Source organism: Saccharopolyspora hattusasensis (assembly GCF_050972075.1).
Classification (GTDB): Bacteria; Actinomycetota; Actinomycetes; order Mycobacteriales; family Pseudonocardiaceae; genus Saccharopolyspora; species Saccharopolyspora hattusasensis.
Map to the genome: position 1 here is coordinate 5610707 of NZ_JBPCDC010000001.1, position 26134 is coordinate 5636840.

Here is a 26134-nt window from a genome sequence, read left to right on the forward strand (position 1 = left end):
AGTGGGGGTTGATCTTGAACGAGATCAACCCCCACTTCGTTTACCAGGCGTTTTGCGCCCCCAGCAGGACTCGAACCTGCGACCTAAGGATTAGAAGTCCTTTGCTCTATCCAGCTGAGCTATGGGGGCCGATCGGAGCGCGGCTCGCCTTAGCCGCAGCAAGCAGGGTAGCCGCCGCCGCCCGCAGGGGTGGGACTGACGCCGCTTCGTTGCCAAGCCGGTACCGAACGGCAAGCTGATCGACAACCAGACGCCGCCCCCGATCAGGTCGGTGGCAGCTTGTGCAAGGCGGCGGCCGTTAGCTTGCCCAGCTGCTCAGCGGTGTCGGCCGCGGCCGCCCCGTGCATCGAGAGCATGGTCAGCAGCGTCCGGTCGGACCGGATCGCGGTGGCCGCGGTGCAGGTCTGGTGGCTGTCCACCAGTTCGCAGTACAACCAGGCCGAATGCCCCTCGATGTCGAGCTGCACGCCGCGCGGTTGGCGGCCGGACGCGACCTCGTAGGGCTCGTAGAAGCCGGCCGCGGCGGTATTCTCCGGGCCGCTGGCCAACGCCTGGGAGCAGGTCCCGGCGATCGGGTTGTCCGGGTGTGGCGGCCCGGCCGGACCGCCGACGACCGCGAGGTCCGCGGGTGTCAGCAGGGTGCACGGATCGATCCCGTCGAAGTTGCGCGGGATCGCGATGCGCGCCTGTGCGGCGACGGTCGATCTCGGCTGGGCGGGCTCTGCCGGGTGGTTCTCGTGGAACCCCGCCGCAGGGATCGGCTCGCCCGGGATCTTCGAGGCGCAGCCGGTCACCGTGCACAGCAGCAACATCGGCAACATGAATGCACAGCGACGGACAGTGGTCACTCCGCAACCGTAGCGGCCCGCACGTGCGGCAAGCCACGCTCCCGGCCGCCATCCTGCAAGGTGGCCGCCCAGGATCGGCCGTTACGCTCGGTATGTGCCATCCGAGACCCCCGCGCCAGCACCGGAACGGCGCACGTCGAGCACGGTCGGCGTGCTGGTCATCACCGCCGGGGTGCTGGCGGCGCTGATTGCCGCCGCCCTGACCGCGCTTTCCGCCGGCGCCTCCTACGCGCTGCTCGGCCTGCCGGATCCCGGGCCGATCACGCAGTACGGCCTGCCGGTGGTCCGGGTGGTGGCCGAATCCGGTGCGGTGGTGTGCATCGGCTCGCTGCTGCTGGCCGCGTTCGGGATTCCGGCGAAGCGTTCGGGTCCGCTGGCCGCCGACGGTTACGCCGCCGTGCGGACCGCCAGCTGGGCGGCCGCGGTGTGGTGCGTGGGTGCGGCGCTGATGGTGCCGTTCATCGTCGCGGACGCCGCTGGGCGCCCGGTGGGGGACGTGCTCAGCGTCGACGTGCTCTTCGGCCTGGTCGACGCGTTGGAAGAAGCCAAGGCGTGGGCGCTGACCGCGCTGATCGCGTTCGTGGTCGCCCTGGTCTGCCGGGTGGTGCTGTCCTGGGGCTGGACCGTCGTGGCCTTCGTCCTGGGGCTGGCCGGGTTGTTCCCGGTGATCGCCACCGGCCACTCCGCCAGCGGCGGCGCGCACGACATCGCGACCAACAGCCTGCTCGTCCACCTGTTCGGCGCGGTCCTGTGGGTGGGTGGCCTGGTGGCGCTGCTGGCGCACGCCGCCCGCCGGGGTGCGCACCTCCCCCTGGTGGCCCGGCGCTTCTCGCAGATCGCCCTGGTGTGCTGGATCGCGATGGCGCTTTCCGGCATGATCAACTCGCTGGTCCGGGTGTCGCCGGCGGACCTGTTCACCTCCACCTACGGCTTCCTGCTGGTGCTCAAGGTCGTCGGCCTGGTGGCGCTCGGCGTGTTCGGGTACTTCCAGCGCAGCGGCGTCGTCCGGCGGTTGGACGACGGGCCCGGTGCGGCCGCGCTGCTGCGGTTGGGCGCGGCGGAGGTGCTGATCATGTTCGCCACGATCGGCGTCGCCGTCGCCCTCGGACGCACCCCTCCGCCGGAGGGGAGCAAGGCGGTGCCGGGCCGGACGGAGCTGCTGATCGGCTACCCACTGGACGCCCCGCCGACGCTGTTCCGGCTGCTGTTCGACATGCGGTTCGACCTGATCTACGGCACGTCCGCGATCGCGCTGGCCGGGCTGTACCTGTGGGGCGTTTACCGGCTGCGCAAGCGCGGTGACGCCTGGCCGGTCGGGCGGACCATCGCCTGGTTGTGCGGGTGCGCGACGATCTTCATGGCCACCTCGTCGGGCATCAGCAAGTACGCGCCCGCCATGTTCAGTGTGCACATGGGCCAGCACATGCTGATGTCCATGCTGGCACCGGTCTTCCTGGTGCTGGCCGGTCCGACTTCGCTGGCGCTGCGCGTGTTCAAGCCCGCCGGGAAGACGCAGCCGCCGGGACCGCGCGAATGGCTGCTGGCGTTCGTGCACTCGCCATTGGCGCGCGTGCTGACCAATCCGTTCGTGGCGTTGGCGCTGTTCGTCGGCTCCTTCTACGCGCTGTACTTCTCCGGTCTGTTCGACGTGGCGCTGACCCAGCACTGGGCGCACCTGGCGATGAACGCGCACTTCCTGCTGGTCGGCTACATCTTCTACTGGCCGGTGATCGGCATCGACCCGGCGCCGCGCCCGCTGCCGTCGCTGGGCAAGGTCGGCCTGGTTTTCGCCTCCATGCCGTTCCACGCGTTCTTCGGAATCGTGCTGATGATGTCGCAGACGGTGATCGGGGCGTCCTTCTACCGCGGCCTCGACCTGCCCTGGATGACCGACCTGCTTGCCGACCAGCGGCTCGGCGGCGGCCTGGCGTGGGCGTCGGGCGAGGTGCCGCTGGTCGTGGTGATGCTGGCGCTCCTGATCCAGTGGTCCAGGGCGGATTCCCGGGCGGCCCGGAGGATCGACCGGAAGGCCGATGCGGACGGCGGCGCGGACCTGGCCGCGTACAACGAAATGCTGAGGCAACTGGCCGAGAAGGACACCCCCCGTCGCAAGTGACCTGGCCGATCGGCCGGAATGTGCACGAAACGTGGTAAATCTGTCGCGCTGCGTGACATCGCTCGGGCAATCTCTTGGTCAGGGGCCGGAGTCCGGCCCCGCGGGACCGAGAGGAGCGGCAGATGTTCGAGACGCAGGTGACGGTGGTGGGCTACGTCCTCACCGACCCCGTCGTGCGGGAGACGCAGAACGGCCACCGGGTGGTCAACTTCCGGGTGGTGGCCGCCTCCCGCCGGCTTGACCGGGACACCGGGGAATGGGTGGATGGCGACCGGTTCTACGCCACGGTGAACTGCTGGAAGCGGCTGGCCGACGGGGTCGCCAGCGCGTTGGGCAAAGGCGATCCGGTGGTGGCGACCGGGCGGCTGCGCACCCGCGATTACGAGTCGGGCGGGCAGTGGCGCACCGTCGTCGAGTTGGAGGCCAACGCGATCGGGCTGGACCTGGCGCGGGGCGCGCCACCGGAGGTGCCTGGCATGTCAAGACCACGTCCGGGAAGCGAGCGCGGGTTGGTTTCCGTGCCTGGCGGTTGACCGCGATCTTCGCCGCCGGGCCAGCGACAACTTCGATCCGGAGGAGGTGATAGGTGCCGGTACGAGGCGTATTGACGCCGACGGCGAGGGGCTGGGGGACCGCGTGCGCGGTCCGACACGGGGCGCAACTACGATTCATGTCATGGCCGAGTTCATTTACACCATGAAAAACGTGCGCAAGACGCATGGTGACAAGGTCATCCTCGACAACGCGACCATCCAGTTCTACCCCGGCGCCAAGATCGGCGTCGTCGGTCCGAACGGGGCTGGCAAGTCGACCGTGCTGCGCATCATGGCGGGACTCGACCAGCCGAACAACGGTGAAGCGTTCCTCACGCCGGGTTACACCGTCGGCATCCAGCAGCAGGAGCCTCCGCTCAACGAGGAGAAGACGGTCCTCGGCAATGTCGAGGAGGGCGTCGGGGAGATCAAGCAGAAGCTCAACCGCTTCAACGAGATCGCCGAACTGCTCGCGACCGACTACTCCGACGAGCTCATGGAGGAGATGGGCAAGCTCCAGGAGGACCTGGATCACGCCGACGCGTGGGAACTGGACTCCCAGCTGGAGCAGGCGATGGACGCCCTGCGGTGTCCGCCGCCGGACGCGGAGGTCAAGAACCTCTCCGGTGGCGAGCGCCGCCGGGTCGCCCTCTGCAAGCTGCTGCTGAGCAAGCCCGACCTGTTGCTGCTCGACGAGCCGACCAACCACCTCGACGCCGAGAGCGTGCTCTGGCTGGAACAGCACCTCGCCACCTACCCGGGCGCCGTGCTCGCCGTTACCCACGACCGGTACTTCCTGGACAACGTCGCTGGCTGGATCCTGGAGCTGGACCGCGGCCGCACCTTCCCCTACGAGGGCAACTACTCGACCTATCTGGAGAAGAAGGCTGAGCGGCTGGCCGTGCAGGGCAAGCGCGACGCGAAACTGCAGAAGCGCCTCAAGGACGAGCTGGAGTGGGTTCGCTCCAACGCCAAGGCCCGCCAGACCAAGTCGCGTTCCCGTCTGTCGCGCTATGAGGAGATGGCCGCTGAGGCGGAGAAGACCCGCAAGCTCGACTTCGAGGAGATCCAGATCCCGCCGGGCCCCCGCCTGGGCAACGTCGTGGTCGACGTCGAGAACCTGAAGAAGGGCTTCGACGACAACCTCCTCATTGACGGGCTGTCGTTCACGCTGCCGCGCAACGGCATCGTGGGCGTCATCGGGCCGAACGGCGTCGGCAAGACGACGCTGTTCAAGACCATCGTGGGCCTGGAGCAGCCGGATTCCGGCACGGTCAAGGTCGGCGACACCGTCAAGCTGTCCTATGTGGACCAGAACCGCGCGAACATCGACCCGAACAAGAACGTTTGGCAGGTCGTGTCCGACGGGCTGGACTACATCCAGGTCGGCCAGGTCGAGATGCCTTCGCGCGCCTACGTCAGCGCCTTCGGGTTCAAGGGCCCGGACCAGCAGAAGCCGGCCGGGGTGCTCTCCGGTGGTGAGCGCAACCGCCTGAACTTGGCGTTGACGCTCAAGGAGGGCGGCAACCTGATCCTGCTGGACGAGCCGACGAACGACCTCGACGTGGAGACGCTGAGCTCGCTGGAAAACGCGCTCGAACAGTTCCCCGGCTGCGCCGTGGTGATTTCCCACGACCGGTGGTTCCTGGACCGCGTCGCCACCCATATCCTCGCGTGGGAAGGCGACGACGAGGACCCGGCGAAGTGGTTCTGGTTCGAGGGCAACTTCGGTGGCTATGAGGAGAACAAGCTCGAGAGACTGGGTCCGGACGCGGCCCGCCCGCACCGCGTGACGCACCGAAAACTGACCCGGGGCTGAACGGAGGCGCCTTGGCGAGCGTGCCCGCTTCACCGAACACAAGCTCGGCACAGGGACTGCTCGGACCCGCACGGCAGATGCGGTGGCGAGTCCCCGAGTTGGCATTGGTGCTCAGTGATCGCGCGGTTGCGCTCGCCAGGCATGCGGGTGATCGGGCGATTCGGCTGCGCGCCGAGGCCCTCGCGTTGTTCGCCTCGAACCGGCTGGGCCGCGGGGTCGCGGCCAGCAGTCGGGCGCTCGCGGCGGTCCGCGACGCGGTGGCGGCGGGCGACGCCGAGGTCGAGGCGGAGCTACGGGTCGAGCTGGCGTGGTGCGCCAGCAGCGCGGGCAGCGGCGAGGTCGCCGTTCGCGTGCTGAACCCGGTGCTGGAGCAGGACCGGATCGCGCCCGAGGTGCGGGCGCATGCCCTGCTCGCGTTGGCGGCGTCGCTGCCCGCGCACGGGCAGGACGGGGACCGCTCCGAGGCGCTCGACGAGGCCGAGTGGCTGTACGAGGCATGCGGGCTCAGCCGGGACACCGCCCGGCTGCTCAACGCGTGGGTCTGCGCTGCGCGTGCGGGGCATCGCCGCAGGCTGGGCGAGTTCGACGAAGCCATCGCGGTGGCCGACGCCGGACTGGCGCTGCTCGGGCAGCTCGGCGACCCGGCTGCGGACAGCGGGGAGATGCGCGCTCGGCTGGTGCTGGAGCGGGTGCTGTCGCTGCTGGAACTGGGGCGCCGCCCGGAGGCCGTCCAAGCGACGGAATCCGTGCTGGCGCAGCCGGTTCGCGCCGCGGCGGCCGGGCCGGTCGGCTGGTTGGGGCTCGCGATGGCCACCCGCGTGCACCTGCCGGACGGCAACCACGGTGCGGCGGTGCGGACGCTGAACGACACCGCGGCGATCTCCGAGCGGCACAAGCTGGACGGACTGCTCGCCGAAACCCTGAACACCCTGTCCCACGTGCACGAACGCGGCGCGGAGTTCCCCGAAGCGCTTCGCGCGCTCCGGGGCGCGTATTCCGCCGACCGGCGCTGGCGCGCGACCGTGCACACCGCACGAGTCCGGTTGCTCGCGGAGTACCCGGTGCACTCGGGCGGTGTCGAGGTGCCTCGGCAATCGAGCGCATCACCCGAGCCGGGACCGGCCGGGCCGGAGGCGGTCCCCGGGCTGGTCGGGACCCGGGCGGCCGAACCCGAGCAGCCGGAGCCCGCAGCGCCGCAACCTCGGCGACCCGAAAAGGGCCTTCTCGAGCAGGGCCTTCGCGAGCAGGGCTTTCCCGAGCCTTCCGAGCCGGAGCAGGCGACGTCCAGGCACGGGGCGGGGTACGAGGAAAGGCATGACGCGGCACGCCGGTTGATGGAGACGCTCACCAATCGGGCCGCTGAGCTGCGCGAAGGCGGACACCGACGGCAGGAGCCGCCCGAACCCCGGACCGCCGAGGAGCCGGAAGCCACCGAAGAGGCGGCGTCGCAGACGGTCGTGTTCGACTCGTGGGCGTTGGAGTCCCAGGCGGCGGGGATCGGGCAGCAGGACTGGCAGGCGGCCGCCGAACCCGCGGACGCCCAAAACGCCCGGACGATCCAGGTGCCCGAGGTCGAGGCGGTCGCCTTCGCGGAGCCGGCCGACCAAGGTTTTCCGAGCCACGAACCGGTTTCAGAGGAGCACGCCGAACCGGTCGCGACGTCGGCGCAGGCGAGCTGGTGGCCGTCGGAGAATCCGGAACAGCCGCAGAACGCCGAGCGCACTGTCCCCGAAGTGCCGGTGGCGCGCGAACCCCAGCCCGCCGAGTCGCAGCAGCGGCTGTCAGTGGAGTTCCGGCCCGCCGAGTCTCCGTCGGTCGAGCCGCTGCCAAGCACGGCAGTGCTCGCCGCAGCGGCGGACGACATCTACCGGCCGGCGCCCGCCGATGACGATCATGGTGCGATGGACGCCACGGCGATCCTGCCGGTGATCGGCGGCCCGGCCGGCTCGGCCGAACCGGTCGATCTGCCGGGAACCGGATCGGCGGCGCGCAACCGACCGGAGGAATCGTCGCCGGAAGGCCTGCACCCCCGGGAATCGCGGTACGGGCTTTCGCAGTACGGCCGAGACCTGCCGGGCAACGACCTCCCCGCCATCGAACAGCCGCGTAACTACCAGGTCCACGACGCACCGCAGGACGAACCGGCGCACGGCAGCCGCGAAACCGAACCGGCAGCCGAGACACCAACGGGTGGGACTCCGGCGGCGGAGGTGACCCCGGCGAGCGGGACTTCGGTGTCGGAGGCTCCGCCGGGCGGGACGCAGCGGCGCCAGGTCGGACGCCGGTCGCGCGGCAAATCGCTGGCCGAGATCCGCGCCAGCCTCCAACTGTCCGCGGAGCCGCGCAGCAGCCGTCGCCGCGCACGGCACGCCGATCCGGCCGAACCGGCGGAGTCATCCGACACACGAGAAACGTCCGACCCTGCGGTCGCACCACCAACTCCAGCCGCAGAAGTACTGGGCCGGCACCGCCAGGACTGGGCGACCGAACCGAACCTCTTGGTGGTCGAGCGGCATCGAACGGAGGAACTTGTCGGCGACGGGGACGCTGCCGAGCCGCCAGCTGCTGGGCCGTCAGCTGCCGAGCCGCCAGCTGCTGGGCCGTCAGCTGCTGGGCCGTCAGCTGTCGAGCCGTCGATCGTAGTGCCGCTTGCTGCGGAGTTAGCCACCGCAGAACAGCCGGGGGAAGAGGCACCGGCCGCCGAGCCCGCAGCCGAGTCGGCGGGAGAGGATGCGGGTCCGCCGGGGAAGATCGGGCTCGCCGAGCTGCTGACCGAGGCGCTGATGGCCTACGAGAGCGGTCGGCGCGCGCAGCCGGAAGCCGAGGAAACCGCACCGTCCGGTCGGCACAGCGAAGCGCGTGTGTCCGGAATCACTGGTCGTCCCCAGGTTTCCCACGCGACACATTTGTCCACATCGGACGATCGAGGTTCGGGCTTGGCCGCCCGGCACCGCCGCCCCGCGATCGACTCCACGGCGGTGGATCCGCTGTTCTGAAGGCTTTTTCCGAAGGCTCGCGGCCGGCTTGTCCAATGAGCACTTCGCGATCTCCGGCTGTGCGGTACGAATAGGACAGCGCGCTGTCGGCGATCCCACATTCCTTCCGGAGCGGTTCGTGACAAGGGTTCGTCGCGAACAGGATTCAAGATCGTTGTTCTGAAACGTCAAAGACATCGATCATTGTGCCGCTTTTCACGTGTTCGACTCCGTTGCCGCCCACCGCCTGCTCCCGGAACTGGCAGTCTTAAGGTGGAACCTGTTGGCACAATGAGGTGCCGTCAAGCGTGGAGCTGCCTGAAGATGACCTCGAACCCCGGACAGTTGAAGACCGGAGAACGCCCGCGAGCCGATGGGGATGACGCGGCCGGCGAGCGCTCCGAGAACCCCGAACTGGCCAAGCGCCGCCTCCTGGACAGAGCGGTCGAGTTCGCCCCGGAACTCGCCGAGCTGTTGCACGCCTACTACCGGCACGTGCCCGCCGAGGAGCTCGTCGACGACGAACCCACCGACCTCGTCGGAGCCCTGCGGTCGCACTACCGGCTCGCCTCGACGCGCGTCGCCGGACGCCCGCTGGTGCAGATCTCCAATCCGGAGCGGACCGATGACGGCTGGCAGAGCCAGGCGACGGTGGTGCAGATCGTCACCGACGACATGCCCTTCCTGGTGGATTCGGTGATCGCCGAGCTTGGTCGCGATGGCGCCGAGGTGCAGCGCATCATCCACCCCATCTTCGTGGTCCGCCGCGACGTGGCCGGCGAGTTGCAGGAAGTGCTGCCCGGTGCGGACCCGGCGGAACCGCCGGCCGAGGCGATCGCCGAGAGCTGGATGTTCGTCGAGGTCGACCGGGTCGTCGACGAAGAGCGGCTGAGCGTCCTTCAACACGGCCTGACCGACGTGCTCAACGACGTGCGCGAGGTCGTCGAGGACACCGAGCGGATGCACGCTACCGCCAAGGCGTTGGCCGACGAGCTGGAGCGGACCCCGCCGCGTCTGCCGGGAGAGGACGTCCACGACGGGGTCGAGCTGCTGCGCTGGCTGGCCGAAGGCCACTTCACGTTCCTCGGCTACCGGCACTACGAGCTGGTCGACGGTTCCGGACCCGCGCTGCAGGCCGTGCTGGCCTCCGGGCTGGGCGTGCTGCGCAGCGACAGCGTCGCGGCGCGCAGCCTGACCGCCGGGCCGGACGGCCGCGCCAATGCGCTGTCCAAGGACCTGCTGGTGCTCACGCAGGCCAGCGCACCGTCCACAGTGCACCGTCCGGTGCATCCGTTCTATGTCGGTGTCAAGACTTTCGACGAGTCCGGGCAGGTCAACGGGGAACACCGGTTCCTCGGGCTGTTCAACACCGCCGCTCTGCACGAAGACGTGCTCGACATCCCGTTCATCCAACGCCGGGTGCGGGAGATCATCCACCGCGCCGGGTTCCCGATGGAGTCCTACTCGGGCCAGCGGATGCTGGAGGAGATCCAGAACTACCCGCGCACCGAACTGTTCTCCACCGACCCGGACACGCTGCAGGAAATCATCACCGGCGTGCTGGCGCTGGCCGAGCGGCGCAAGCTCAAGCCGTTCCTGCGCCGCGACCCGTACGGCCGCTTCTACTCCTGCCTGGTGTACCTGCCGCGGGACCGCTACACGACCAGTTCGCGGCTGGCGATGCAGGAGGTGCTGCTGGAGGAGCTCCACGGCACCGGCCTGGAGTACAGCACGCGGGTCGGCGAATCCACCCTGGCGCGGGTGCACTTCGTGGTGCACACCGACCCGGAGAACCAGGTCGAGCCGGACCTGGCGCGCATCCAGCGGCGGCTCGACGAGGCCATCCACACCTGGGACGACCAGATGATCGAGGAGGTCGACGCCGAGCAGTCCGGCGCCGGCCGCGACGGACACGCGACGCGCAGCCTGTCGGAAGCGATCAGCCAGATCGGTCAGAGCTGCGCGTCGAGCTTCCCGGAGTCCTACAAGGAGGACTTCACGGCAGCCGAGGGCCTGGCGGACCTGCGGCGGCTGGAGTCGCTATCGGATCCCCGCGACCTGAAGATGTCGTTCTACGCGCCGCGCGACGCCAGCGCGGGCCAGCGCCGCTTCAAGCTCTACGTCGGCGGCCGGGTCACGCTGTCCCGGGTGCTGCCGGTGCTGCAGAGCATGGGCGTCGAGGTCGTTGACGAGCGTCCCTACGAGGTGATCGTCGGCGACACCGACCAGCAGTACTGGATCTACGACTTCGGGCTGCGGCTGGACCCGAGCTTGCTGGACAGCGCGACCAGCGGGGGCCTGCTGGACACCCTGCGGCAGCGCTTCGAGGACGCCTTCCGGGCCGCCTGGCTCGGTGACGCCGAGGTCGACCGGTTCAACGCGCTCGTGTTGCGCGCCGGGCTGAACTGGCGGCAGGCCTCGGTGCTGCGCGCCTACGCCAAATACCTGCGGCAGGTCGGCATCGCCTACAGCCAGGACTACATCGAGGATGCGATCCTGGCGCACCGCACCACCACCACGACGCTGGTCAGGCTGTTCGAGACGCGCTTCGACCCGGCGCTGGGCGCGGACGACAGGGCGTCCCGCGAGGCGGACCTGACCGAAGATGTCACCAAGCTGATCGACGAGGTCACCAGCCTCGACGCGGACCGGATCCTGCGCAGCTACCTGAGCCTGATCCGCGCCACGCTGCGGACCAACTACTTCGCCGGGGACGAGCAGCGCGAGCGCTCCTACCTGGCGTTGAAGCTGGAGCCCAGGGAGATCCCGGGGCTGCCGGAGCCGCGCCCGCAGTTCGAGATCTTCGTGTACTCGCCGTGGGTGGAGGGCGTGCACCTGAGGTTCGGTTCGGTGGCCCGCGGCGGTCTGCGCTGGTCGGACCGGCGAGAGGACTTCCGCACCGAGATCCTGGGCCTGGTCAAGGCGCAGGCGGTGAAGAACGCGGTGATCGTGCCGGTCGGCGCGAAGGGCGGCTTCGTGGTGAAGCGGCCGCCGACGCCCACCGGCGACCCGGCGGTGGACCGCAAGGCCACCCTCGACGAGGGCATCGCCTGCTACCGGATGTTCATCTCCGGGCTGCTGGACCTGACCGACAACCTGGTCGGCGGCGAGGTGGCCCCGCCGCGGGACGTGGTGCGCCACGACGGCGACGACACCTACCTGGTGGTGGCGGCCGATAAGGGCACCGCAAAGTTCTCCGACATCGCCAACGACGTGGCCAAGTCTTACGGGTTCTGGCTGGGCGACGCGTTCGCCTCCGGTGGCTCGGTGGGTTACGACCACAAGGCGATGGGCATCACCGCGAAGGGCGCGTGGGAGAGCGTCAAGCGGCACTTCCGCGAGCTCGACGTGGACACCCAGTCCGAGGACTTCACCGTGGTCGGCATCGGCGACATGGCCGGGGACGTCTTCGGCAACGGGATGCTGCTGTCCGAGCACATCAAGCTCGTGGCCGCGTTCAACCACATGCACGTGTTCATCGACCCAGCCCCGGACCCGGCGGTGTCCTTCGCCGAGCGCCGCAGGCTGTTCGAGCTGCCGCGGTCGACCTGGGACGACTACGACCGCACCAAGATCAGCGCCGGTGGTGGCGTGTGGTCGCGGTCGCTGAAGTCGATCCCGCTTAACCCGCAGATCCGGCAGGCGCTGGGCATCGACGAGTCGGTGCGCCAGCTGGCCCCGGCCGAGCTGATCAAGAGGATCCTGCTGGCCCCGACCGATCTGCTGTGGAACGGCGGCATCGGCACCTACGTCAAGGCTGCGACCGAAACACACGCCGAGGTCGGCGACAAGGCCAACGACCCGGTCCGGGTCAACGGAGCCGACCTGCGGGTGAAGGTCGTCGGCGAGGGCGGCAACCTCGGGCTGACGCAGCTCGGGCGCATCGAGTTCGCCCGCGCCGGCGGCAAGGTCAACACCGATGCGCTGGACAACTCCGCCGGTGTGGACTGCTCCGACCACGAGGTCAACATCAAGATCCTGCTCGACCACCTGGTGGCCGACGGGAAGTTGACCGGTGAGCAGCGCAACGAGCTGCTCGCGGACATGACGGACGAGGTCGGCGAGCTGGTGCTGGCCGACAACCACTCGCAGAACGCGGTGCTGGGCATCTCGCGGGCGCACGCCGCCCCGATGGTGTCGGTGCACGCCCGCCAGGTGACCGCCCTGGAAAAGACCACGGGGCTGGACCGCAAGCTGGAGGCGTTGCCGACGTCGAAGGAGTTCCGCGACCGAGAGAAGGCCGGGGAGGGGCTGAGCTCGCCGGAGCTGGCGACGCTGATGGCGCACGTCAAGCTGTCGCTGAAGCGCGATGTGCTGGCCAGCGGCCTGCCGGACGCCGAGGCGTTCAGCGGTCGGCTCCCGGAGTACTTCCCGAAGCCCCTGCGGGAGCAATACGGCGACGCGATCGCGGCGCACCCGCTGCGCCGGGAGATCATCACGATGCTGCTGGTGAACGAGATGGTCGACGGCGCGGGCATCTCCTACGCCTACCGCCTGTCGGAGGAGATCAGCGCTTCGACGACCGACGCGGTGCGGGCGTTCGCGGTGGTCACCAACGTCTTCGGGCTGCGCGAGCTGTGGGCGCAGATCGACGCGCTGGGTGGTTCGATGCCGAGTTCGGTGGCCGACGAGCTGGTGCTGGAAAGCCGCCGACTGCTGGACCGGGCGGCGCGCTGGATGCTGACGAACCGGCCGCAGCCGCTGGCGATCGGTGCCGAGATCAGCCGGTTCCAGCCGGTGGTGGCGGAGCTGTCCGACTCCGTCCGCGGCCTGCTTCGCGGCCGGGCGGCCGAAGGCGCCACCGAGATGATCGACCACTGCGTGGCGGCTGGCGTCCCAGAGGACCTGGCGGAACGCGTAGGCGTGCTGCTGGATTCGTTCGCGCTGCTGGACATCCGGGAGATCGCCGAGCTCGCGGAACGCGACGCGGGGGTCGCGGCGGAGCGCAGCCCGCGGGAAAGCGCGGACCTGTACTACTCGCTCGCGGAGCACCTCGACGTCGAGCGGATGCTGCTGGCGGTCAACGAGCTGGAGCGCGGGAACCGGTGGCACTCGCTGGCCCGGTTGGCGTTGCGGGATGATTTCTACGCGTCGCTGCGTGCGATCACCATCGACGTCCTGCGGACCAGCGATCCGGAGGACAATCCGGAGGAGAAGATCGCTCGTTGGGAGTCGACCAACGAGTCGCGACTGGCGCGGGCCAACTCGTCGCTGGAGCAGATCAAGAACTCCGGTCGGCTGGATCTGGCCACGTTGTCGGTGGCGGCCCGCCAGCTGCGCAGCATGGTCCGGTGAACGTCGGGTGGCTTGCGGTCGTGCCGGCCGCAAGCCACCCGAACGGCAGAAAGGAAGCTCGCCTGTGGGCGCGTTCGTAGCCGAGGTGGCCCTGCGTTGGTCCGACATGGACGCGTTCGGGCACGTCAACCATGCAAGGACGATCACGCTGCTGGAGGAGGCGCGGGCCGAGCTGCTGTTCACCGAGGCGGAACGGCAGGGCCTGCTCGGGATGGCGGAGGGCATGGTGGTCGCCCGGGTCGTGATCGACTACCACAGTCCGGTGCTGTACCGGGCGAGGTCGTTGCAGGTGCGGATGTCGGTGCGGGAGCTGAAAGCCGCGTCATTCATCGTCGACTACACGGCCTACGCGCAGGAGGCGGTGGCCACCGCGGAAACCCTGATGGTGCCCTACGACCTGCGGGCGGGACGGCCGCGGCGGCTGACCTCGGAGGAGCGGGACTTCCTCGCGGAGTGGCAGCTCGAACCGGCGAAATCGGAGTTGAGCCGTGCCTGAGCTGCGGATGCCCGACCCGGTCGAGCGCGAGGACCTCGGAGCGTTCGTGGCCCGCGCGGTGCGGCTGGACGGCCAGGCGCTGGTGCGCTTGCGCAACAGGCCTGGCGCAGGCCGCGTCGACGTGTGGGCGGCGACGCCGTTCGACGCGCTGTCTACCAGGTCGGTCGAGGGCGAGGTCGAGCCGTCGGACGTGACGGTGTCCGGCAACGGACTGCTGGCCGCGTTGACGGTAGCGGGCGCCCCGGTGATGGATCCCGGACCGCCGCGGGACCTGATGTGGCGCTCCGAACTGCCGCCATTCGAGGGCTGGCACCGGGTGGACGATCTGCCTGCGAAGCTCGTCGGGGAGGTCGCGGAGCGCGGCATCGACGTGGCCAAGGACAACGTCGGTCCAAAGGGGACACCGCCGGCGTCCTTGCTGGACCAGGAGGTCTTCACGGTCAGCGGTTCGGGTTTCGAGGTGAAGGTTCCGCTGCGCTGTCTGTTCGTGTTGTCCGGCATGGGTTTCTTGGTGCCCAAGCCGGCGGAGTCGGAGATCGTCCGGGTGAGCGCCACGGACGCCTGGCTGCGCCTCGATTCCCGCTACGGCGCGGTGGTCCGCCGCCGCCACGCCCTGCTCCCGCTACTGATCTGATCGTCGCGGAGCGTTCCCGCTAGTCGGGATCTCCAGGGACAAAGTCGAGGTGTGCGATCCGTTCCTCGACGGTGACAACGTTGGCTATGACGTCGCATGCCTGCCTGGTGAGCTCGGTTAGTCCGGCAAGATGTTGTTCCGCAATATCCCGGCCAATCGGGGTTTCGGCCAGCGCCTGCAGCGTAACCTCGCGTAACTCGAACTCGGTCGTAGTGAAGAACTCCAGCAATTCGCGCTGTTGTGCTTCCGTGATCAGCAGGCTGTGATCACGGTCCGCGTCGTCGGGAACTTCTGGGTGCCGGTTGGTCATCGCAGCGAACTCCTCGTTCTGCCTGAGTTCATTACCGTACCGCCGGCCCGATTGAGCCGTTTGCAACTTGGCCACAAACGCAATGGCGCAGTTCGGCTGATGTGATCTTTCTTCGGATTTGCCTGTGGGCGGGTGTCCGGACTCGCTAGGGTCGTCCCAGGGGGCTGGAACGGGAGGGGCATGATGGCGGAGAGCTTCTTATCGGGTGACCTGGCGGCGGGCTTCGCCGGTGCTGGAGCCCAGCTGGGTGCGATCAGGCAACAGAACGACCACCTGACACAACAGGTGTCCGAAGGCAAGCTGCGGATGAATCCCGACAGCGCCAACAAGGCGGCCGCAGTTTACGAACGCGAAGCCGAAGAGGTTGACAGGCTCGCGAAGAAGGCATTCCAGCTTGAGCGGGTCGAGGGATTGGGGAATACCGCTCGGCGCAGGAGCTTGCGATCAAGTTCGGCCAGAAGGCGACCAACGGGGTCAACGGTGCTGCGGAACTGTTGGGGCAGCTTCGTGATGAGCTGCTTCGGAAGGCGGACCTCTTTCGTGAGGCGGCCAGGGACTACGTTGCTAGCGACGAGCAGATCGCCCAGGACTTGCGGAGGGGTAATCAGGAATGAACGCACTGTCTCGTACCGTGGCCGTCGGGTGTGCCGGGGCAGCCGTCCTCGCGATAACGGGCTGTGGTGGGCCGACTACGAAGCAGGACCCCGCCGTGCAGCCGCAAGGTCTCGCCGCGGTTGACCCGTGCACGTTGCTGACCCCGGACGAGCTGAAGTCCTTCGGCTTCAATGGTCCCGGCGAGCCCGAAACCACCATTTCCTCAGAACCAGGCTGTTCGTTCAGCGGAAGGCCGCTGACCGTGACGTTCTACAAGAACCAGGAGAAGACGGTCGAGGCCTACAGCCACCAGAAGAATTGGTCGAAGTTCGACCGGCTGCAGATCGATGGGCGTGCGGCGGCGAGTGCCACCAGCGAGAGTGGCAAGGCTGCGCGGATCTGCTCCGCGATGTTCGACGCGGGTGGCGGCGTGATCCTCGTCGACGTCAGCGAGTTCCTGGACCAGGGGCTGGACGAGTGTGCTGAGGCGGTGAAGGTGGCGCAGGTGATCGCACCGCGCATGCCCCGGTGAGCCTGCGGATCAGACGATAGGTGGTGGGGGCCGGGCAGGGGGAGGGGACTGCCCGGCCCACCTGGGCGGTCTGGCGCCCACGAGGTCGGGGTCGGGCACCAGACCTGGTCAGGGGTGCGGTCCGTTCACGATTCGGCCGCAAACGCGGTGGCGTGGTTCGTCATGTGATCTTTCTTCGGATTTGCCTGTGGGCGGGTGGCCTGGCTCGTTAGGGTCGGTTCCAGGAGCTGAAGTGGGAGGGGTGCACAATGGCGGAGAACTTCTTATCGGGAGATCTGTCGGGGGCGTTCGCCGGTGCTGGAGCCCAGCTGGGTGCGATCAGGCAGCAGAATGACCAGCTGGCACAGCAGGTCTCCGAAGGCAAGCTGCGGATGAACCCCGACAGCGCCAACAAGGCCGCTGCAGTCTACGAAAAGGAAGGCGACAAGGTCGACAAGCTCGCGCGTAAGGCATACCTGCTTGAGCGTGTCGAGGGTTTAGGGGAGTACCGCTCGGCACAGGAGCTTGCGACGAAGTTCGGCCAGAAGGCGACCAACGGGGTCAACGGCGCCGCTGAACTGCTGGGGCAGCTTCGTGACGAGCTGTTCCGGAAGGCGAACCTCTTTCGTGAGGCGGCCAGGGACTACGTTGCTACCGACGAGCAGATCGCCCAGGACTTGCAGAGGGGTAATCAGGAATGAATGCACCGTCTCGAACCGTGGCTGCTGTGTGTGCCGGGGTAGCCGCGTTGATGATTGCGGGCTGCGGTGGGCCGGCTGCGAAGCGGGAGCCTGCTGACACGCAGCCGCAAGGTCTGGCTTCGGTTGATCCGTGCACGCTGCTGACTCCCGATGAGCTGAAGTCCTTCGGCTTCAAAGGCCCCGGCGAGCCCGAAACCACTATTTCCTCGGAACCCGGCTGCTCCTTCAGCGGAAGACCGCTCGGAGCGACGTTCTACAAGAACCAGGAGAAGACGGTCGAGGCCTACAGCCACCAGAAGAATTGGTCGAAGTTCGACCGGCTGCAGATCGATGGGCGTGCGGCGGCGAGTGCCACCAGCGAGAGCGGGAAGGCTGCGCGGATCTGCTCGGCGATGTTCGACGCGGGTGGCGGAGTCATCGTCATCGACGTCAGCGAGGTCATGGACCAGGGTCTGGACGAGTGTGCTGAGGCGCTGAAGGTGGCGCAGGTGATCGCACCGCGCATGCCCCGGTGAGCCTGCGGATCAGACGATAGGTGGTGGGGGCCGGGCAGGGGGAGGGGACTGCCCGGCCCACCTGGGCGGTCTGGCGCCCACGAGGTCGGGGTCGGGCACCAGACCTGGTCAGGGGTGCGGTCGAAGGTGGCTGCAATGCCAGCGGCGCCTCAGCGCCTCATCAGGTGCCCTTCACCGTTCGCCGTTCTGGGTGGCCGGGCGCGGAAAGGGGGCGGCGCGCCCGGCCACCGGGTGGACCGGTGCGGGGTCGGGAAGTCCGCACCGGTCCGGCTTCGGGGTCATTGGCGTCAGGTCGGCTCGCGCAGACGATGTCGTCCAGTGCCGGATTCCTCTTGCGCTGCTTGGCGTTCCGCCTCGATCTGGGCGATCAGATGCCAGACCGTGTAATCGCCTTCGCCACCGCCGCTGTGCCGCGCTTGCGGTAAGCGCGAGAACACCATGCCGAAGATGATGACGTTAATCAGCACGAGCGTCGCGACCTGGAGCCAGAACATCGTGGTTTCCTTCGCTGTCGAATCCGGTTGTGGTTGAGCGCTACTGGCGGGATGCGAGGACCTGCCAGCACGCAATGCAGGTGCTCTCGCGTATCCAGGCGATCTCCGGCGCGATGCGCTGCAGTTCGTCGGTGCTGACCTCAACGCCGCACAACGCCTTGACGACCAGCCCCCGGCTCGGCGCTCCGCGCGGCTGAATCGAAGGCGTGCCGACCACCGCTGACCGGCTGCCACAGACCGATTTTCGCGCCACCAGACAACATCCCAACTCCTTCCATCGATCAACTGACCTTGATCAGAGTGCCCGGCTGCAACGGTAAAAATGCAATGGTCACTTTGCTAAAAGGGAGAATGCAACCGATTCGAGTGACGATCTGCAGAAAGCCTTTCGTGTTGGCGCCGTTAGCGGCAAGGTGTCTGGTGTCGACGCGATGGAGGTGGGTAATGGTTGTCCACGGTGGACCAACGGTTCGGCGTCGCCGACTTGCGGCGGAGCTGCGGAGGCTTCGAGAATCCGCCGACGTCAGTTGGGAGCAGGCGATCTCCGAACTCGATTTCTCACGGTCCAAGCTGAGTCGGATCGAGACGGCGCGTTCGGGTGTGACCGTCAACGACACGCGAGCCATGTGCGGCCTTTACGGTGTGGTCGGGTCCGAGTTGGAGAACTTGCTTGAGCTGGCCAAGCAAGCCAAGAAGAAGGCTGGTGGCATCCCTACTCCAGAGTGATGTCGGACTGGTTTGAGGTCTACATCGGACTCGAATCGGAGGCCGCTGCTGTCCGCAACTTCGAGATCGACCTGATCCCCGGACTGCTCCAGACAGAGGAGTACGCCCGCGCGATCATCGGGTCCTGGGCTCCGGACGAACCGGATCACGACAATGAGCAGCGCACACAACTCAGGAAGGCCAGACAGGCGCGCCTGACCGAAGGTGCTGAGCCGCTGAAGTTCTGGGCAATCATCTCGGAAGCAGCGATCCGCCAGCAGGTCGGCGGCGCGGACGTCATGCGAGAACAGCTGAAGCATTTGCTTTCAAGATCCAAGCTTCCGAACGTGACCGTTCAAGTTCTGCCGTTCCAGGCCGGGGCACATGCGTCTCTGGGCACTGGATTCTCGATCCTGTCGTTCCCGGACCCGGTCGATCCAGACGTCGTCTACCTGGAGTATCTCACCGGCAGCCTCTATTTGGAGGAAGCGGAGGAAATCGAGCGGTATACGCTGAACTTCGACCACCTGAGAGCAACGGCGTTGGATCCGCGAGACTCGGCGAAGCTGCTCGGCAAGGTGGCCCGGGAAACATAGCCGCACTCAGGGAGATCAATGTGCTACCCGCGCAGACCCGATGGCGTAAGAGCAGCTACAGCAACGGCGGCGGCAACTGCGTCGAGGTGGCTGCCGGAGGCGAGTGCACCGGGGTGCGGGACACGAAGGACCGGGCCGGTGGTGTCCTGATCGTGCCAGCCAGGCAGTGGGGGACTTTCATCGCCGCCGCGAAGTCCGGTCGGTACCACCGCTGATCTGTGCAGTCCTTCGCCAGGTGGGCGTGCTGCCGCGCTGGCCGTCGCCGGAGCTGGACCCGATCTTTCGAGGTGAACGGCACCTTCACCAGTCCATCCCGCAATTTCAATGGAAATTGGACCTCGGACCTCTGATTTCAATGGAAATTGCGCACCGGATGCCCTCAGGACGTGCCGCGATCCGGGGTGTAGGTCGGCGCGGTCGTGGTCGGGTTGTGAGCGGTCGTCGTGGGATCAGCAGTGGGTTCCGTCGCCGTCGTGGTCGGCGTGGGTTCCGTCGCTTGCGTCGGTTCGTGAGTCGGCGTGGTCTGCGTCGGTTGATGGGCTGGCGTAGTGCGCGTTTGCTGGTCGGTCGTCATGGTCAGTGTCGGTTCGTGAGTTGGCGTGGTCTGCGTCGACGGGTCGGCAGCCGTGGTCTTTTGTGGTTGGTGGGTCGGCGTGGTTTCCGGGTGAGTGGGCCGCACCGCGGTCGGACCGTTGGAGATCTCCCGTGGCGGGGCTGGTGGCGGTTCGACCGGCTTCGCCGAAGCAGTACCGCCCTGCTGTCCGCCGGTTTCCGGGGCCCAGATGGGCGCCGCGCCAGACCCGGTCGAGTCCTGCCGCCTGGTGCTGACGTCCGGCGAACCCGACGTCCCGTCCGAAGAAGCCCCCGTCTCCGGCGGGGCCGGGGCGACAGTCGCGCTTGGCGGCGGCGTTGGGGTGGCGGCCGTGCTTGGCGGTGGGGCTGGGGTGACAGTCGAGCTTGGCGGCGGGGCTGACGAGCAGATCGCCCAGGACTTGCAGAGGGGTAATCAGGAATGAATGCACCGTCTCGAACCGTGGCTGCTGTGTGTGCCGGGGTAGCCGCGTTGATGATCGCGGGCTGCGGTGGGCCGGCTGCGAAGCGGGAGCCTGCTGACACGCAGCCGCAAGGTCTGGCTTCGGTTGATCCGTGCACGCTGCTGACTCCCGATGAGCTGAAGTCCTTCGGCTTCAAAGGCCCCGGCGAGCCCGAAACCACTATTTCCTCGGAACCCGGCTGCTCCTTCAGCGGAAGACCGCTCGGAGCGACGTTCTACAAGAACCAGGAGAAGACGGTCGAGGCTTACAGTCACAAGGAGAACTGGTCGAAGTTCGACCGGTTGCAGATTGATGGTCGGGCGGCGGCAAGTGCCACCAGCGAGAGCGGGCAGGCTGCGCGGATCTGCTCGGCGATGTTCGACGCGGGTGGCGGAGTCATCGTCATCGACGTCAGCGAGGTCATGGACCAGGGGCTGGACGAGTGTGCCGAGGCGGTGAAGGTGGCGCAGGTGATCGCACCGCGCATGCCCCGGTGAGCCTGCGGATCAGACGATAGGTGGTGGGCCAGCGTATGCACGCGCTGTCACGTCGGCCACGCCTCGGGTACGGCAAGATCATGTCGACCGGTTCGTTGCCTTCCGGCAGGTCAGGGCGGCTGTGCTGACAGATTCGGAGCCGCTGGAGCTTGCTGTTGTCGTCGGAGAAACAGCGCTTCGCCTTGATGTCGGTGACCCTGCCATCCTGCAAGATCAGTACCGGCACCTGATTCGTTTGGCGGCGTTGCCGAATGTCGAACTGCAGGTCTTGTGCCCTGAAGACGGCATCCACAGTGGATTTACCGGTGCCTTCGCGATCCTTGGCTTCGACCATGCGCACTCGGTCGGGTATGTCGAACTCCAAGACGACGCCGTCTACATTCACGTCAAGAGCGGATACGCGGATATAGCATGGCAGCGGAGAACCTGCGGGACGTCGCGCTGTCGCGTCCTGAATCGGTGAGGTTCATCGAGTCGCTGGTGCACGACTGATCGGGAGAGGGAAAGCCATGTCAGTGGATGACTTAGCTGAGGCGCGTTGGATCACGAGTAGCTACAGCGGCGGTAATGGCAACTGCGTTGAGGTGGCCGCGGGGGCTGACTGGACCGGGGTGCGGGACACGAAGGATCGGGCTGGCGGCGCCCTGGTCGTGTCGGCACGTCAGTGGCGGGGCTTCATCGCTGCTGTGAAGTCCGCCTACTACGAGCTCTGAAGCGCTGGTCTGATGTGCGAAGGATGCCTTGACCGATATGTCGGTCAAGGCGCCCCTCACTCGCCACCCTTCCCCGGTGATGCTTGCGCGAGGGTGCGGCGCGTCCGACTAGCCTGGGTTTCCCCATTAGCTGATTGCTCGACAGCATTTCCCTTGGGGCGCTTAGGTTTCGACCCGGCGCACTGTATTACCCAGTACGGCAGCGGCCAGTCCCGACGGCCCATGGCGTAACATCGAGTTTCTGCGGCCTCACGTCGGTGACCTGCGAGCCCGCCGCAGCGGTGATCGAGCGAGTTGGGTAATACGCCGGGGATCATGAAACGTTCCCTCTGATCAGCCGAAACCCCTGATGTTGATCATGTTAGCTCGTGCGGCGCTGTTCCGCAGTCTGGTGCACGGCAAGCAGATGCTCATCCTGCTCGACAATGCCCGCAGAGCCGACCAGGTCCGGCCGCTGCTGCCTGGCAGCTCAAGCTGCTTGGCGCTGGTTACCAGCCGGAACCGGTTGCACGAGTTGGTCGTTCGAGAAGGCGCGAGTCGTATTTCACTGTACGTCCTAACAATGGACGAAGCAGAGCTGCTGCTGGCTTGCTACCTCGGCGATCAGCGGGTGGCAGCAGAGCACGAGGCGATGCGGGAGCTCATCCGGCACTGCGTCGGCGTTCCTCTTGCGCTCGGCATCGTTGCGGCCCGAGCAGGCGAGAATCCGAGCTTTCCACTGATCGAACTGGTCTCGCAGTTGCAGGACGAGCGGGAGCGACTCGATGCCTTGGATGCGGGCGGGGTAACAGGCGTGCGCTCGGTTTCTCCTGGTCCTACCGCTTACTTTCAACCGAGGCGGCCCGTCTTTTCCGTCTGCTCGGCCTGCCGACCGGACCGAGGCGACGACGGATCCGAGCGAGAAGCCATGCGTCAGCCGGAACTGACGACCGGCTCCTACCCTTCGCTCATCGCTGCTCGTCGAGGTTGAGGAGTATTTCGGCGGTCTGGCGCATTTCGACCTTGCGGATCTTCCCAGTCACCGTCATTGGGAACTCGGCCACGATGTGGACGTAGCGGGGGATCTTGTAGTGTGCGAGCTTGCCGGTGCAGAACTCCCGCAGGGCCTCCGCGGTCAGGGCTTCGGCGCCCTCGCGCATGCGGATCCAGGCCATCAGCTCCTCGCCGTAGCGCTGGTCGGGGACCCCGATGACCTGGGCGTCGAGGATGTCCGGGTGGGTGTAGAGGAATTCCTCGATCTCGCGGGGGTAGATGTTCTCGCCACCTCGGATCACCATGTCCTTGATCCGGCCCGTGATGCTGACGTAGCCGTCCGCGTCCATCACCGCAAGGTCGCCGGTGTGCATCCAGCGGGCCGCGTCGATGGCCTCCGCGGTCTTGTCGTCTTGCTGCCAGTAGCCGAGCATCACCGAGTACCCGCGGGTGCAGAACTCGCCCGGCATGCCGCGCGGCACGGTCAGTCCGGTGGCCGGGTCGGTGATCTTGACCTCCAGGTGCGGCCCGACCCTGCCGACCGTCGAAACCCGGCGCTCCAGGGAGTCGTCGGCGCGGGTCTGCATCGACACCGGCGATGTTTCGGTCATGCCGTAGCAGATCGATACCTCCGCCATGCCCATCCGGTCGATGACCTGCTTCATCACCTCCACCGGGCAGGGCGAGCCGGCCATGATCCCGGTGCGCAGCGATGATAGGTCGAAGGAGTCGAAGTCCGGGTGGTCGAGCTCGGCGATGAACATCGTCGGTACCCCGTACAGCGACGTGCACCGCTCCACCGCGACCGCCGCCAGTGACGCGGCGGGGTCGAAGCCCGCGGCGGGGATGATCATGGCGGCGGCGTGGCTGGTGGCGGCGAGGTTGCCCATGACCATGCCGAAGCAGTGGTAGAAGGGCACCGGGATGCAGATCCGGTCGTCCTCGGTGTAGCCGCAGAGCTCACCGACGAAGAAACCGTTGTTGAGGATGTTGTGGTGCGACAGCGTCGCGCCCTTGGGGAATCCGGTGGTGCCGGAGGTGTACTGGATGTTGATCGGCTCGTCGGTGGACAGCCTGATCCCGCCCAGCCGGACCGGATCTGCCGGGCTGGCCGTGAGAGCAGTCCATTCCGGGGTGTCGAGGAAGACCACCTGCTCCAGGCCGGGGCACTTCGGGCGGACCTCCGCCACCATCGCGGCGTAGTCGGAGGATTTGAACGACTGGGCGGAGACCAGCAACCGGACCCCGGCCTGGTTCAGCACGTACTCCAGCTCGTGCACCCGGTACGCCGGGTTGATGTTGACCAGGATCGCGCCGATCTTCGCCGTGGCGTACTGGATCAGCGCCCACTCCGCCCGGTTCGGCGACCAGATCCCTACCCGGTCGCCCTTGCCGATCCCGGCATCCAGCAGTCCCACGGCCAGCGAGTCCACCGCCGCGCCGAACTCCCGGTACGTCCACCGCCGCCCCGAGGCGCATTCCACCAGCGCGTCCCGGTCCCCGAACTTCGCCACCGATCGATCGAGGTTGGCGCCGATCGTTTCCCCCAACAACGGCACCTCGGAAACACCCGAGTCGTAGGACAGCTGCTCGGTCGCCACCTTTGCCTCCCGAAAAGCGATGCTCAGCAGTAGTCGCAGACAGTAGAGTCCTTCGGCGCATCCGTCACGCCCGGATGGGGGTAGTGTCCCGGCGTGTTTGGTCGGGAGCTGCTGGTCCGGTCTCCCGGGCATGCGCATCTGACTGCTGAGAGGAAGCGCTGAATCGTTCCTAGGTGAGTGGCCGTTGGTCGTGTCATCCGGAGCTGTACTGATTCGGTGATCTCCCGCCACGACCCTCTGCTCGTGTCCGGGTCGCACCTGGCCGACGCCGCTGGCCGACGCCGCAACCGATGCTGGTGGGCGCGTCTGCCGATGGCCACCTTCGCGTGGCGGAAGAACACCCGTGAGCGTTTGTGGGTGCCATAGCACCCAAAAACACTCACGGCGTCCTGCTTACCGAAACGCTCGTCGCGATCCGCATAACCGCGAACACGCCCCCGCCGCTTCCTGTCAATGGCGCGGCCAGGCGTTGTCCGATAGCGCGGATTGCCCTGGTGAGACTGGTTTTCTGGAGCGCCCAGGCACCGCAGGGACAACCGGTACTGGTCCTCGGATGCCCGGGTGATCGCACCAGTCCACCGTGACGAACACCCCGCGGTGAGATTCCTCCTGCGTCGTGCCCGTTCGATGCGCTTCGCCGCCACATCGCCGAAGCCGATGTTGTGCGACAAGAATTGGATTGGTAAGGGCGACTGCGTCGAGGTGGCTGTCGGGAGTGAGCGCACCGGGGTGCGGGACACGAAGGACCGGGCCGGTGGTGTCCTGATCGTGCCAGTCAGGCGGTAGAGGACTTTCATCGCCGCCGCGAAATCCGGTCCACGCCATCTGCGGTCAGCTGTGCAGTCCTTCGCCAGGTCCATCCCGCAATTTCAATGGAAATTGGCCCTCTGATTTCAATGGAAATTGCGGCACCGGATGCCTTCAGGACGTGCCGCGATCCGGTGTGTAGGCCGGCGCGGTCGTACTGGGGTTGTGAGTCGTCGTGGGGTCAGTGGTGGGTTTCGTCGCCGTCGTCGTCGGCGTGGGTTCCGGCGTTTGTGGTGGTTGGTGAGTCGGCGTGGTCTGCGTCGACGGGTCGGTAGTCGTCGTCTGTGTCGGCTGTTGGGTCTGCGTCGGCTGGTTGGCAGCCTTGGTCTGTGTCGGTTGATGGGCCGGTGTAGTGCGCGTCGGCTGGTCGGTCGTCGTGGTTCGCGTCTGTTGATGGGTCGGCGTGGTCTGCGTCGACGGGTCGGTAGTCGTGGTCTGTGGTGGTTGGTGGGTCGGCGTGGTTTGCGGGTGAGTGGGCGGCACCGCGGTCGGGCCGTTGGAGATCTCCCGTGGCGGGGCAGGTGGCGGCTCGGCCGGCTTCGCCGGAGCACCGTGCTGCCCGGCCGGTTCCGGGGCCTGGATGGGCGCCGCTCCAGACTCGGTCGAGTCCTGCCGCCTGGTGCCGACGTCCGGCGAAGCCGCCGTCCTGGCCGAAGCCCCCGTCTCCGGCGGGGCTGGGGTGGCGGCCGTGCTTGGTGGCGGGGCTGGGGTGGCGGCCGTGCTTGGTGGCGGGGCTGGGGTGGCGGCCGCGTTTGGTGGCGGGGCTGGGGTGACAGTCGCGCTCAGCAGCGGGGCTGAGATGGCGGCCGCGCTTGGCGGCGGAGGGGGTGGTTGGGGCGGCCCCGGAGTCCGCGCCACGAGCGGCAGCCCGGGGGCCACCACGTCGTGGGGTGGATTGGTGTTGAGCAGGGGCGCCTCGCCATCCGGCGCGGGCACCGTGTTCTCGGCGAACGGCGGGAGCCGGCTGAAGATGCCCGGTGGGATCAGGCCGAAGAAGGGATCCGCGAGCGGCGCCGTCAAGGTGTAGGCGGCCGCGGCGATGCTGGCACCGAGCGCCGCCGTCGCCAGCGAGAGGCGGAACTGCTTCCGCAGCGGCAGGGCTGTCGGCTCCTGGGGCGGGATGGGCGAGCCCAGCGGCTCGCTCACCAGCCACCGCCGCACCGCCGCGCCGTCCCGCGCGAACCCGGCCCAAGCCCGGCCGAGCCAACTTGTCGCGTTGCGCAGGTGGTCCTGCAGCGCGGCCACCGGGAGCGGACTCGCCGAGAGGGGACTCCCCAGCCCGGACGGGCCCGGTTCTGCGTCGCGGAGCAGGTCGGCGAGGCCGGCGAGGCGTTCCCGGAGGATCGCCGGGTCGGTCGGGGCCGGCAC

General features: G+C 67.7%; 25 protein-coding genes and 1 tRNA gene. 19 read left to right on the forward strand and 7 right to left on the reverse strand.

Going from position 1 to position 26134, the window contains the following annotated elements; all coding sequences use genetic code 11:
* Positions 1-55: 55 nt before the first annotated feature.
* A tRNA-Arg gene (locus ACRXBZ_RS26780) sits at positions 56-129 on the reverse strand.
* A 134-nt stretch (positions 130-263) separates the two neighbouring features.
* Positions 264-821: a DUF3558 family protein gene (locus ACRXBZ_RS26785; protein WP_433881425.1), complete on the reverse strand. Its 558-nt coding sequence runs from the start codon at positions 819-821 to the stop codon at positions 264-266.
* A 121-nt stretch (positions 822-942) separates the two neighbouring features.
* Between ACRXBZ_RS26785 and ACRXBZ_RS26790 the strand changes: the two genes are divergently transcribed.
* From ACRXBZ_RS26790 to ACRXBZ_RS26820, 7 genes are all read left to right on the forward strand, one after another.
* The gene (locus tag ACRXBZ_RS26790) at positions 943-2964 is read left to right on the forward strand and encodes a bifunctional copper resistance protein CopD/cytochrome c oxidase assembly protein (RefSeq protein ID WP_433881426.1); all 2022 of its coding nucleotides are present in this window, start codon (positions 943-945) and stop codon (positions 2962-2964) included.
* Positions 2965-3086: 122 nt separating this feature from the next.
* Positions 3087-3497, forward strand: coding sequence for a single-stranded DNA-binding protein (gene ssb, locus ACRXBZ_RS26795; RefSeq protein ID WP_168586921.1), 411 nt, complete (start codon positions 3087-3089; stop codon positions 3495-3497).
* A 142-nt stretch (positions 3498-3639) separates the two neighbouring features.
* Positions 3640-5316, forward strand: coding sequence for an energy-dependent translational throttle protein EttA (ettA, locus tag ACRXBZ_RS26800; RefSeq protein WP_168586922.1), 1677 nt, complete (start codon positions 3640-3642; stop codon positions 5314-5316).
* A gap of 77 nt (positions 5317-5393) precedes the next feature.
* Positions 5394-8312: a hypothetical protein gene (locus tag ACRXBZ_RS26805; RefSeq protein WP_433881427.1), complete on the forward strand. Its 2919-nt coding sequence runs from the start codon at positions 5394-5396 to the stop codon at positions 8310-8312.
* Positions 8313-8615: 303 nt separating this feature from the next.
* A complete protein-coding gene (locus tag ACRXBZ_RS26810) occupies positions 8616-13586 on the forward strand; it encodes an NAD-glutamate dehydrogenase (protein WP_433881428.1) in 4971 nt (1656 codons plus the stop codon).
* Between the two features lie 64 nt (positions 13587-13650).
* Complete coding sequence (locus tag ACRXBZ_RS26815; RefSeq protein WP_433881429.1) at positions 13651-14082, forward strand: acyl-CoA thioesterase; 432 nt, start codon at positions 13651-13653, stop codon at positions 14080-14082.
* Complete coding sequence (locus tag ACRXBZ_RS26820) at positions 14075-14716, forward strand: DUF8010 domain-containing protein (protein ID WP_433881430.1); 642 nt, start codon at positions 14075-14077, stop codon at positions 14714-14716. The genes ACRXBZ_RS26815 and ACRXBZ_RS26820 overlap by 8 nt, the downstream gene beginning before the upstream one ends.
* A 19-nt stretch (positions 14717-14735) precedes the next feature.
* On the opposite strand, the gene ACRXBZ_RS26825 is transcribed toward ACRXBZ_RS26820, so the two are convergent.
* Positions 14736-15026 (reverse strand): hypothetical protein, encoded by a 291-nt coding sequence (locus ACRXBZ_RS26825; RefSeq protein WP_433881431.1) that lies wholly within the window; start codon positions 15024-15026, stop codon positions 14736-14738.
* A 610-nt stretch (positions 15027-15636) separates the two neighbouring features.
* Between ACRXBZ_RS26825 and ACRXBZ_RS26830 the strand changes: the two genes are divergently transcribed.
* From ACRXBZ_RS26830 to ACRXBZ_RS26840, 3 genes are all read left to right on the forward strand, one after another.
* Positions 15637-16152 (forward strand): DUF3558 family protein, encoded by a 516-nt coding sequence (locus tag ACRXBZ_RS26830; RefSeq protein ID WP_433881432.1) that lies wholly within the window; start codon positions 15637-15639, stop codon positions 16150-16152.
* A gap of 248 nt (positions 16153-16400) precedes the next feature.
* On the forward strand, positions 16401-16832 hold the full coding sequence (locus ACRXBZ_RS26835; protein ID WP_433881433.1) for a hypothetical protein: 432 nt from the start codon (positions 16401-16403) through the stop codon (positions 16830-16832).
* A 17-nt stretch (positions 16833-16849) separates the two neighbouring features.
* Positions 16850-17347 (forward strand): DUF3558 family protein, encoded by a 498-nt coding sequence (locus tag ACRXBZ_RS26840; protein WP_433881434.1) that lies wholly within the window; start codon positions 16850-16852, stop codon positions 17345-17347.
* Between the two features lie 287 nt (positions 17348-17634).
* Here ACRXBZ_RS26840 and ACRXBZ_RS26845 read toward each other — a convergent pair whose 3' ends face one another.
* Positions 17635-17841 carry a hypothetical protein gene (locus tag ACRXBZ_RS26845; protein ID WP_168586928.1) on the reverse strand — a complete coding sequence of 69 codons (207 nt, stop codon included), beginning with the start codon at positions 17839-17841 and terminating at the stop codon, positions 17635-17637.
* A 40-nt stretch (positions 17842-17881) separates the two neighbouring features.
* Complete coding sequence (locus ACRXBZ_RS26850) at positions 17882-18058, reverse strand: hypothetical protein (protein WP_433881435.1); 177 nt, start codon at positions 18056-18058, stop codon at positions 17882-17884.
* Between the two features lie 227 nt (positions 18059-18285).
* Here ACRXBZ_RS26850 and ACRXBZ_RS26855 point away from each other — a divergent pair, with 227 nt between their 5' ends.
* From ACRXBZ_RS26855 to ACRXBZ_RS26890, 8 genes are all read left to right on the forward strand, one after another.
* Positions 18286-18567 carry a helix-turn-helix domain-containing protein gene (locus ACRXBZ_RS26855; RefSeq protein WP_433881436.1) on the forward strand — a complete coding sequence of 94 codons (282 nt, stop codon included), beginning with the start codon at positions 18286-18288 and terminating at the stop codon, positions 18565-18567.
* Positions 18567-19142 carry a DUF5753 domain-containing protein gene (locus ACRXBZ_RS26860; RefSeq protein ID WP_433883980.1) on the forward strand — a complete coding sequence of 192 codons (576 nt, stop codon included), beginning with the start codon at positions 18567-18569 and terminating at the stop codon, positions 19140-19142. Before ACRXBZ_RS26855 ends, ACRXBZ_RS26860 begins: the two co-directional genes overlap by 1 nt.
* A 20-nt stretch (positions 19143-19162) precedes the next feature.
* Positions 19163-19357, forward strand: coding sequence for a DUF397 domain-containing protein (locus tag ACRXBZ_RS26865; RefSeq protein WP_433881437.1), 195 nt, complete (start codon positions 19163-19165; stop codon positions 19355-19357).
* A gap of 453 nt (positions 19358-19810) precedes the next feature.
* Positions 19811-20158 (forward strand): hypothetical protein, encoded by a 348-nt coding sequence (locus ACRXBZ_RS26870; protein WP_433881438.1) that lies wholly within the window; start codon positions 19811-19813, stop codon positions 20156-20158.
* Between the two features lie 17 nt (positions 20159-20175).
* Entirely contained in the window at positions 20176-20673 is a 498-nt protein-coding gene (locus ACRXBZ_RS26875) for a DUF3558 family protein (protein WP_433881439.1), read from the forward strand.
* Positions 20674-20689: 16 nt separating this feature from the next.
* Complete coding sequence (locus ACRXBZ_RS26880) at positions 20690-21136, forward strand: DUF5753 domain-containing protein (protein ID WP_433883981.1); 447 nt, start codon at positions 20690-20692, stop codon at positions 21134-21136.
* Positions 21137-21182: 46 nt separating this feature from the next.
* On the forward strand, positions 21183-21386 hold the full coding sequence (locus ACRXBZ_RS26885; protein WP_433881440.1) for a DUF397 domain-containing protein: 204 nt from the start codon (positions 21183-21185) through the stop codon (positions 21384-21386).
* Between the two features lie 391 nt (positions 21387-21777).
* On the forward strand, positions 21778-22356 hold the full coding sequence (locus tag ACRXBZ_RS26890; RefSeq protein ID WP_433881441.1) for a hypothetical protein: 579 nt from the start codon (positions 21778-21780) through the stop codon (positions 22354-22356).
* Here the strand turns inward: ACRXBZ_RS26890 and ACRXBZ_RS26895 are convergent.
* Complete coding sequence (locus ACRXBZ_RS26895) at positions 22334-23959, reverse strand: AMP-binding protein (protein WP_433881442.1); 1626 nt, start codon at positions 23957-23959, stop codon at positions 22334-22336. The genes ACRXBZ_RS26890 and ACRXBZ_RS26895 overlap by 23 nt on opposite strands.
* Before the next feature lie 657 nt (positions 23960-24616).
* Here ACRXBZ_RS26895 and ACRXBZ_RS26900 point away from each other — a divergent pair.
* On the forward strand, positions 24617-24745 hold the full coding sequence (locus tag ACRXBZ_RS26900; protein ID WP_433883982.1) for a DUF397 domain-containing protein: 129 nt from the start codon (positions 24617-24619) through the stop codon (positions 24743-24745).
* Between the two features lie 135 nt (positions 24746-24880).
* Here the strand turns inward: ACRXBZ_RS26900 and ACRXBZ_RS26905 are convergent, their stop codons facing one another.
* Positions 24881-26134: a hypothetical protein gene (locus ACRXBZ_RS26905; protein ID WP_433881443.1), complete on the reverse strand. Its 1254-nt coding sequence runs from the start codon at positions 26132-26134 to the stop codon at positions 24881-24883.

What these genes read in the sequence shown, in the direction of transcription:
- ACRXBZ_RS26785 (WP_433881425.1), bottom strand. Translation starts at nt 821, where the DNA reads ATGTTGCCGATGTTGCTGCTGTGCACGGTGACCGGCTGCGCCTCGAAG.
- ssb (WP_168586921.1), top strand. Translation starts at nt 3,087, where the DNA reads ATGTTCGAGACGCAGGTGACGGTGGTGGGCTACGTCCTCACCGACCCC.
- ettA (WP_168586922.1), top strand. Translation starts at nt 3,640, where the DNA reads ATGGCCGAGTTCATTTACACCATGAAAAACGTGCGCAAGACGCATGGT.
- ACRXBZ_RS26805 (WP_433881427.1), top strand. Translation starts at nt 5,394, where the DNA reads ATGCGGTGGCGAGTCCCCGAGTTGGCATTGGTGCTCAGTGATCGCGCG.
- ACRXBZ_RS26810 (WP_433881428.1), top strand. Translation starts at nt 8,616, where the DNA reads ATGACCTCGAACCCCGGACAGTTGAAGACCGGAGAACGCCCGCGAGCC.
- ACRXBZ_RS26825 (WP_433881431.1), bottom strand. Translation starts at nt 15,026, where the DNA reads ATGACCAACCGGCACCCAGAAGTTCCCGACGACGCGGACCGTGATCAC.
- ACRXBZ_RS26830 (WP_433881432.1), top strand. Translation starts at nt 15,637, where the DNA reads ATGAACGCACTGTCTCGTACCGTGGCCGTCGGGTGTGCCGGGGCAGCC.
- ACRXBZ_RS26835 (WP_433881433.1), top strand. Translation starts at nt 16,401, where the DNA reads ATGGCGGAGAACTTCTTATCGGGAGATCTGTCGGGGGCGTTCGCCGGT.
- ACRXBZ_RS26845 (WP_168586928.1), bottom strand. Translation starts at nt 17,841, where the DNA reads ATGTTCTGGCTCCAGGTCGCGACGCTCGTGCTGATTAACGTCATCATC.
- ACRXBZ_RS26855 (WP_433881436.1), top strand. Translation starts at nt 18,286, where the DNA reads ATGGTTGTCCACGGTGGACCAACGGTTCGGCGTCGCCGACTTGCGGCG.
- ACRXBZ_RS26860 (WP_433883980.1), top strand. Translation starts at nt 18,567, where the DNA reads ATGTCGGACTGGTTTGAGGTCTACATCGGACTCGAATCGGAGGCCGCT.
- ACRXBZ_RS26885 (WP_433881440.1), top strand. Translation starts at nt 21,183, where the DNA reads ATGTCAGTGGATGACTTAGCTGAGGCGCGTTGGATCACGAGTAGCTAC.
- ACRXBZ_RS26900 (WP_433883982.1), top strand. Translation starts at nt 24,617, where the DNA reads ATGTTGTGCGACAAGAATTGGATTGGTAAGGGCGACTGCGTCGAGGTG.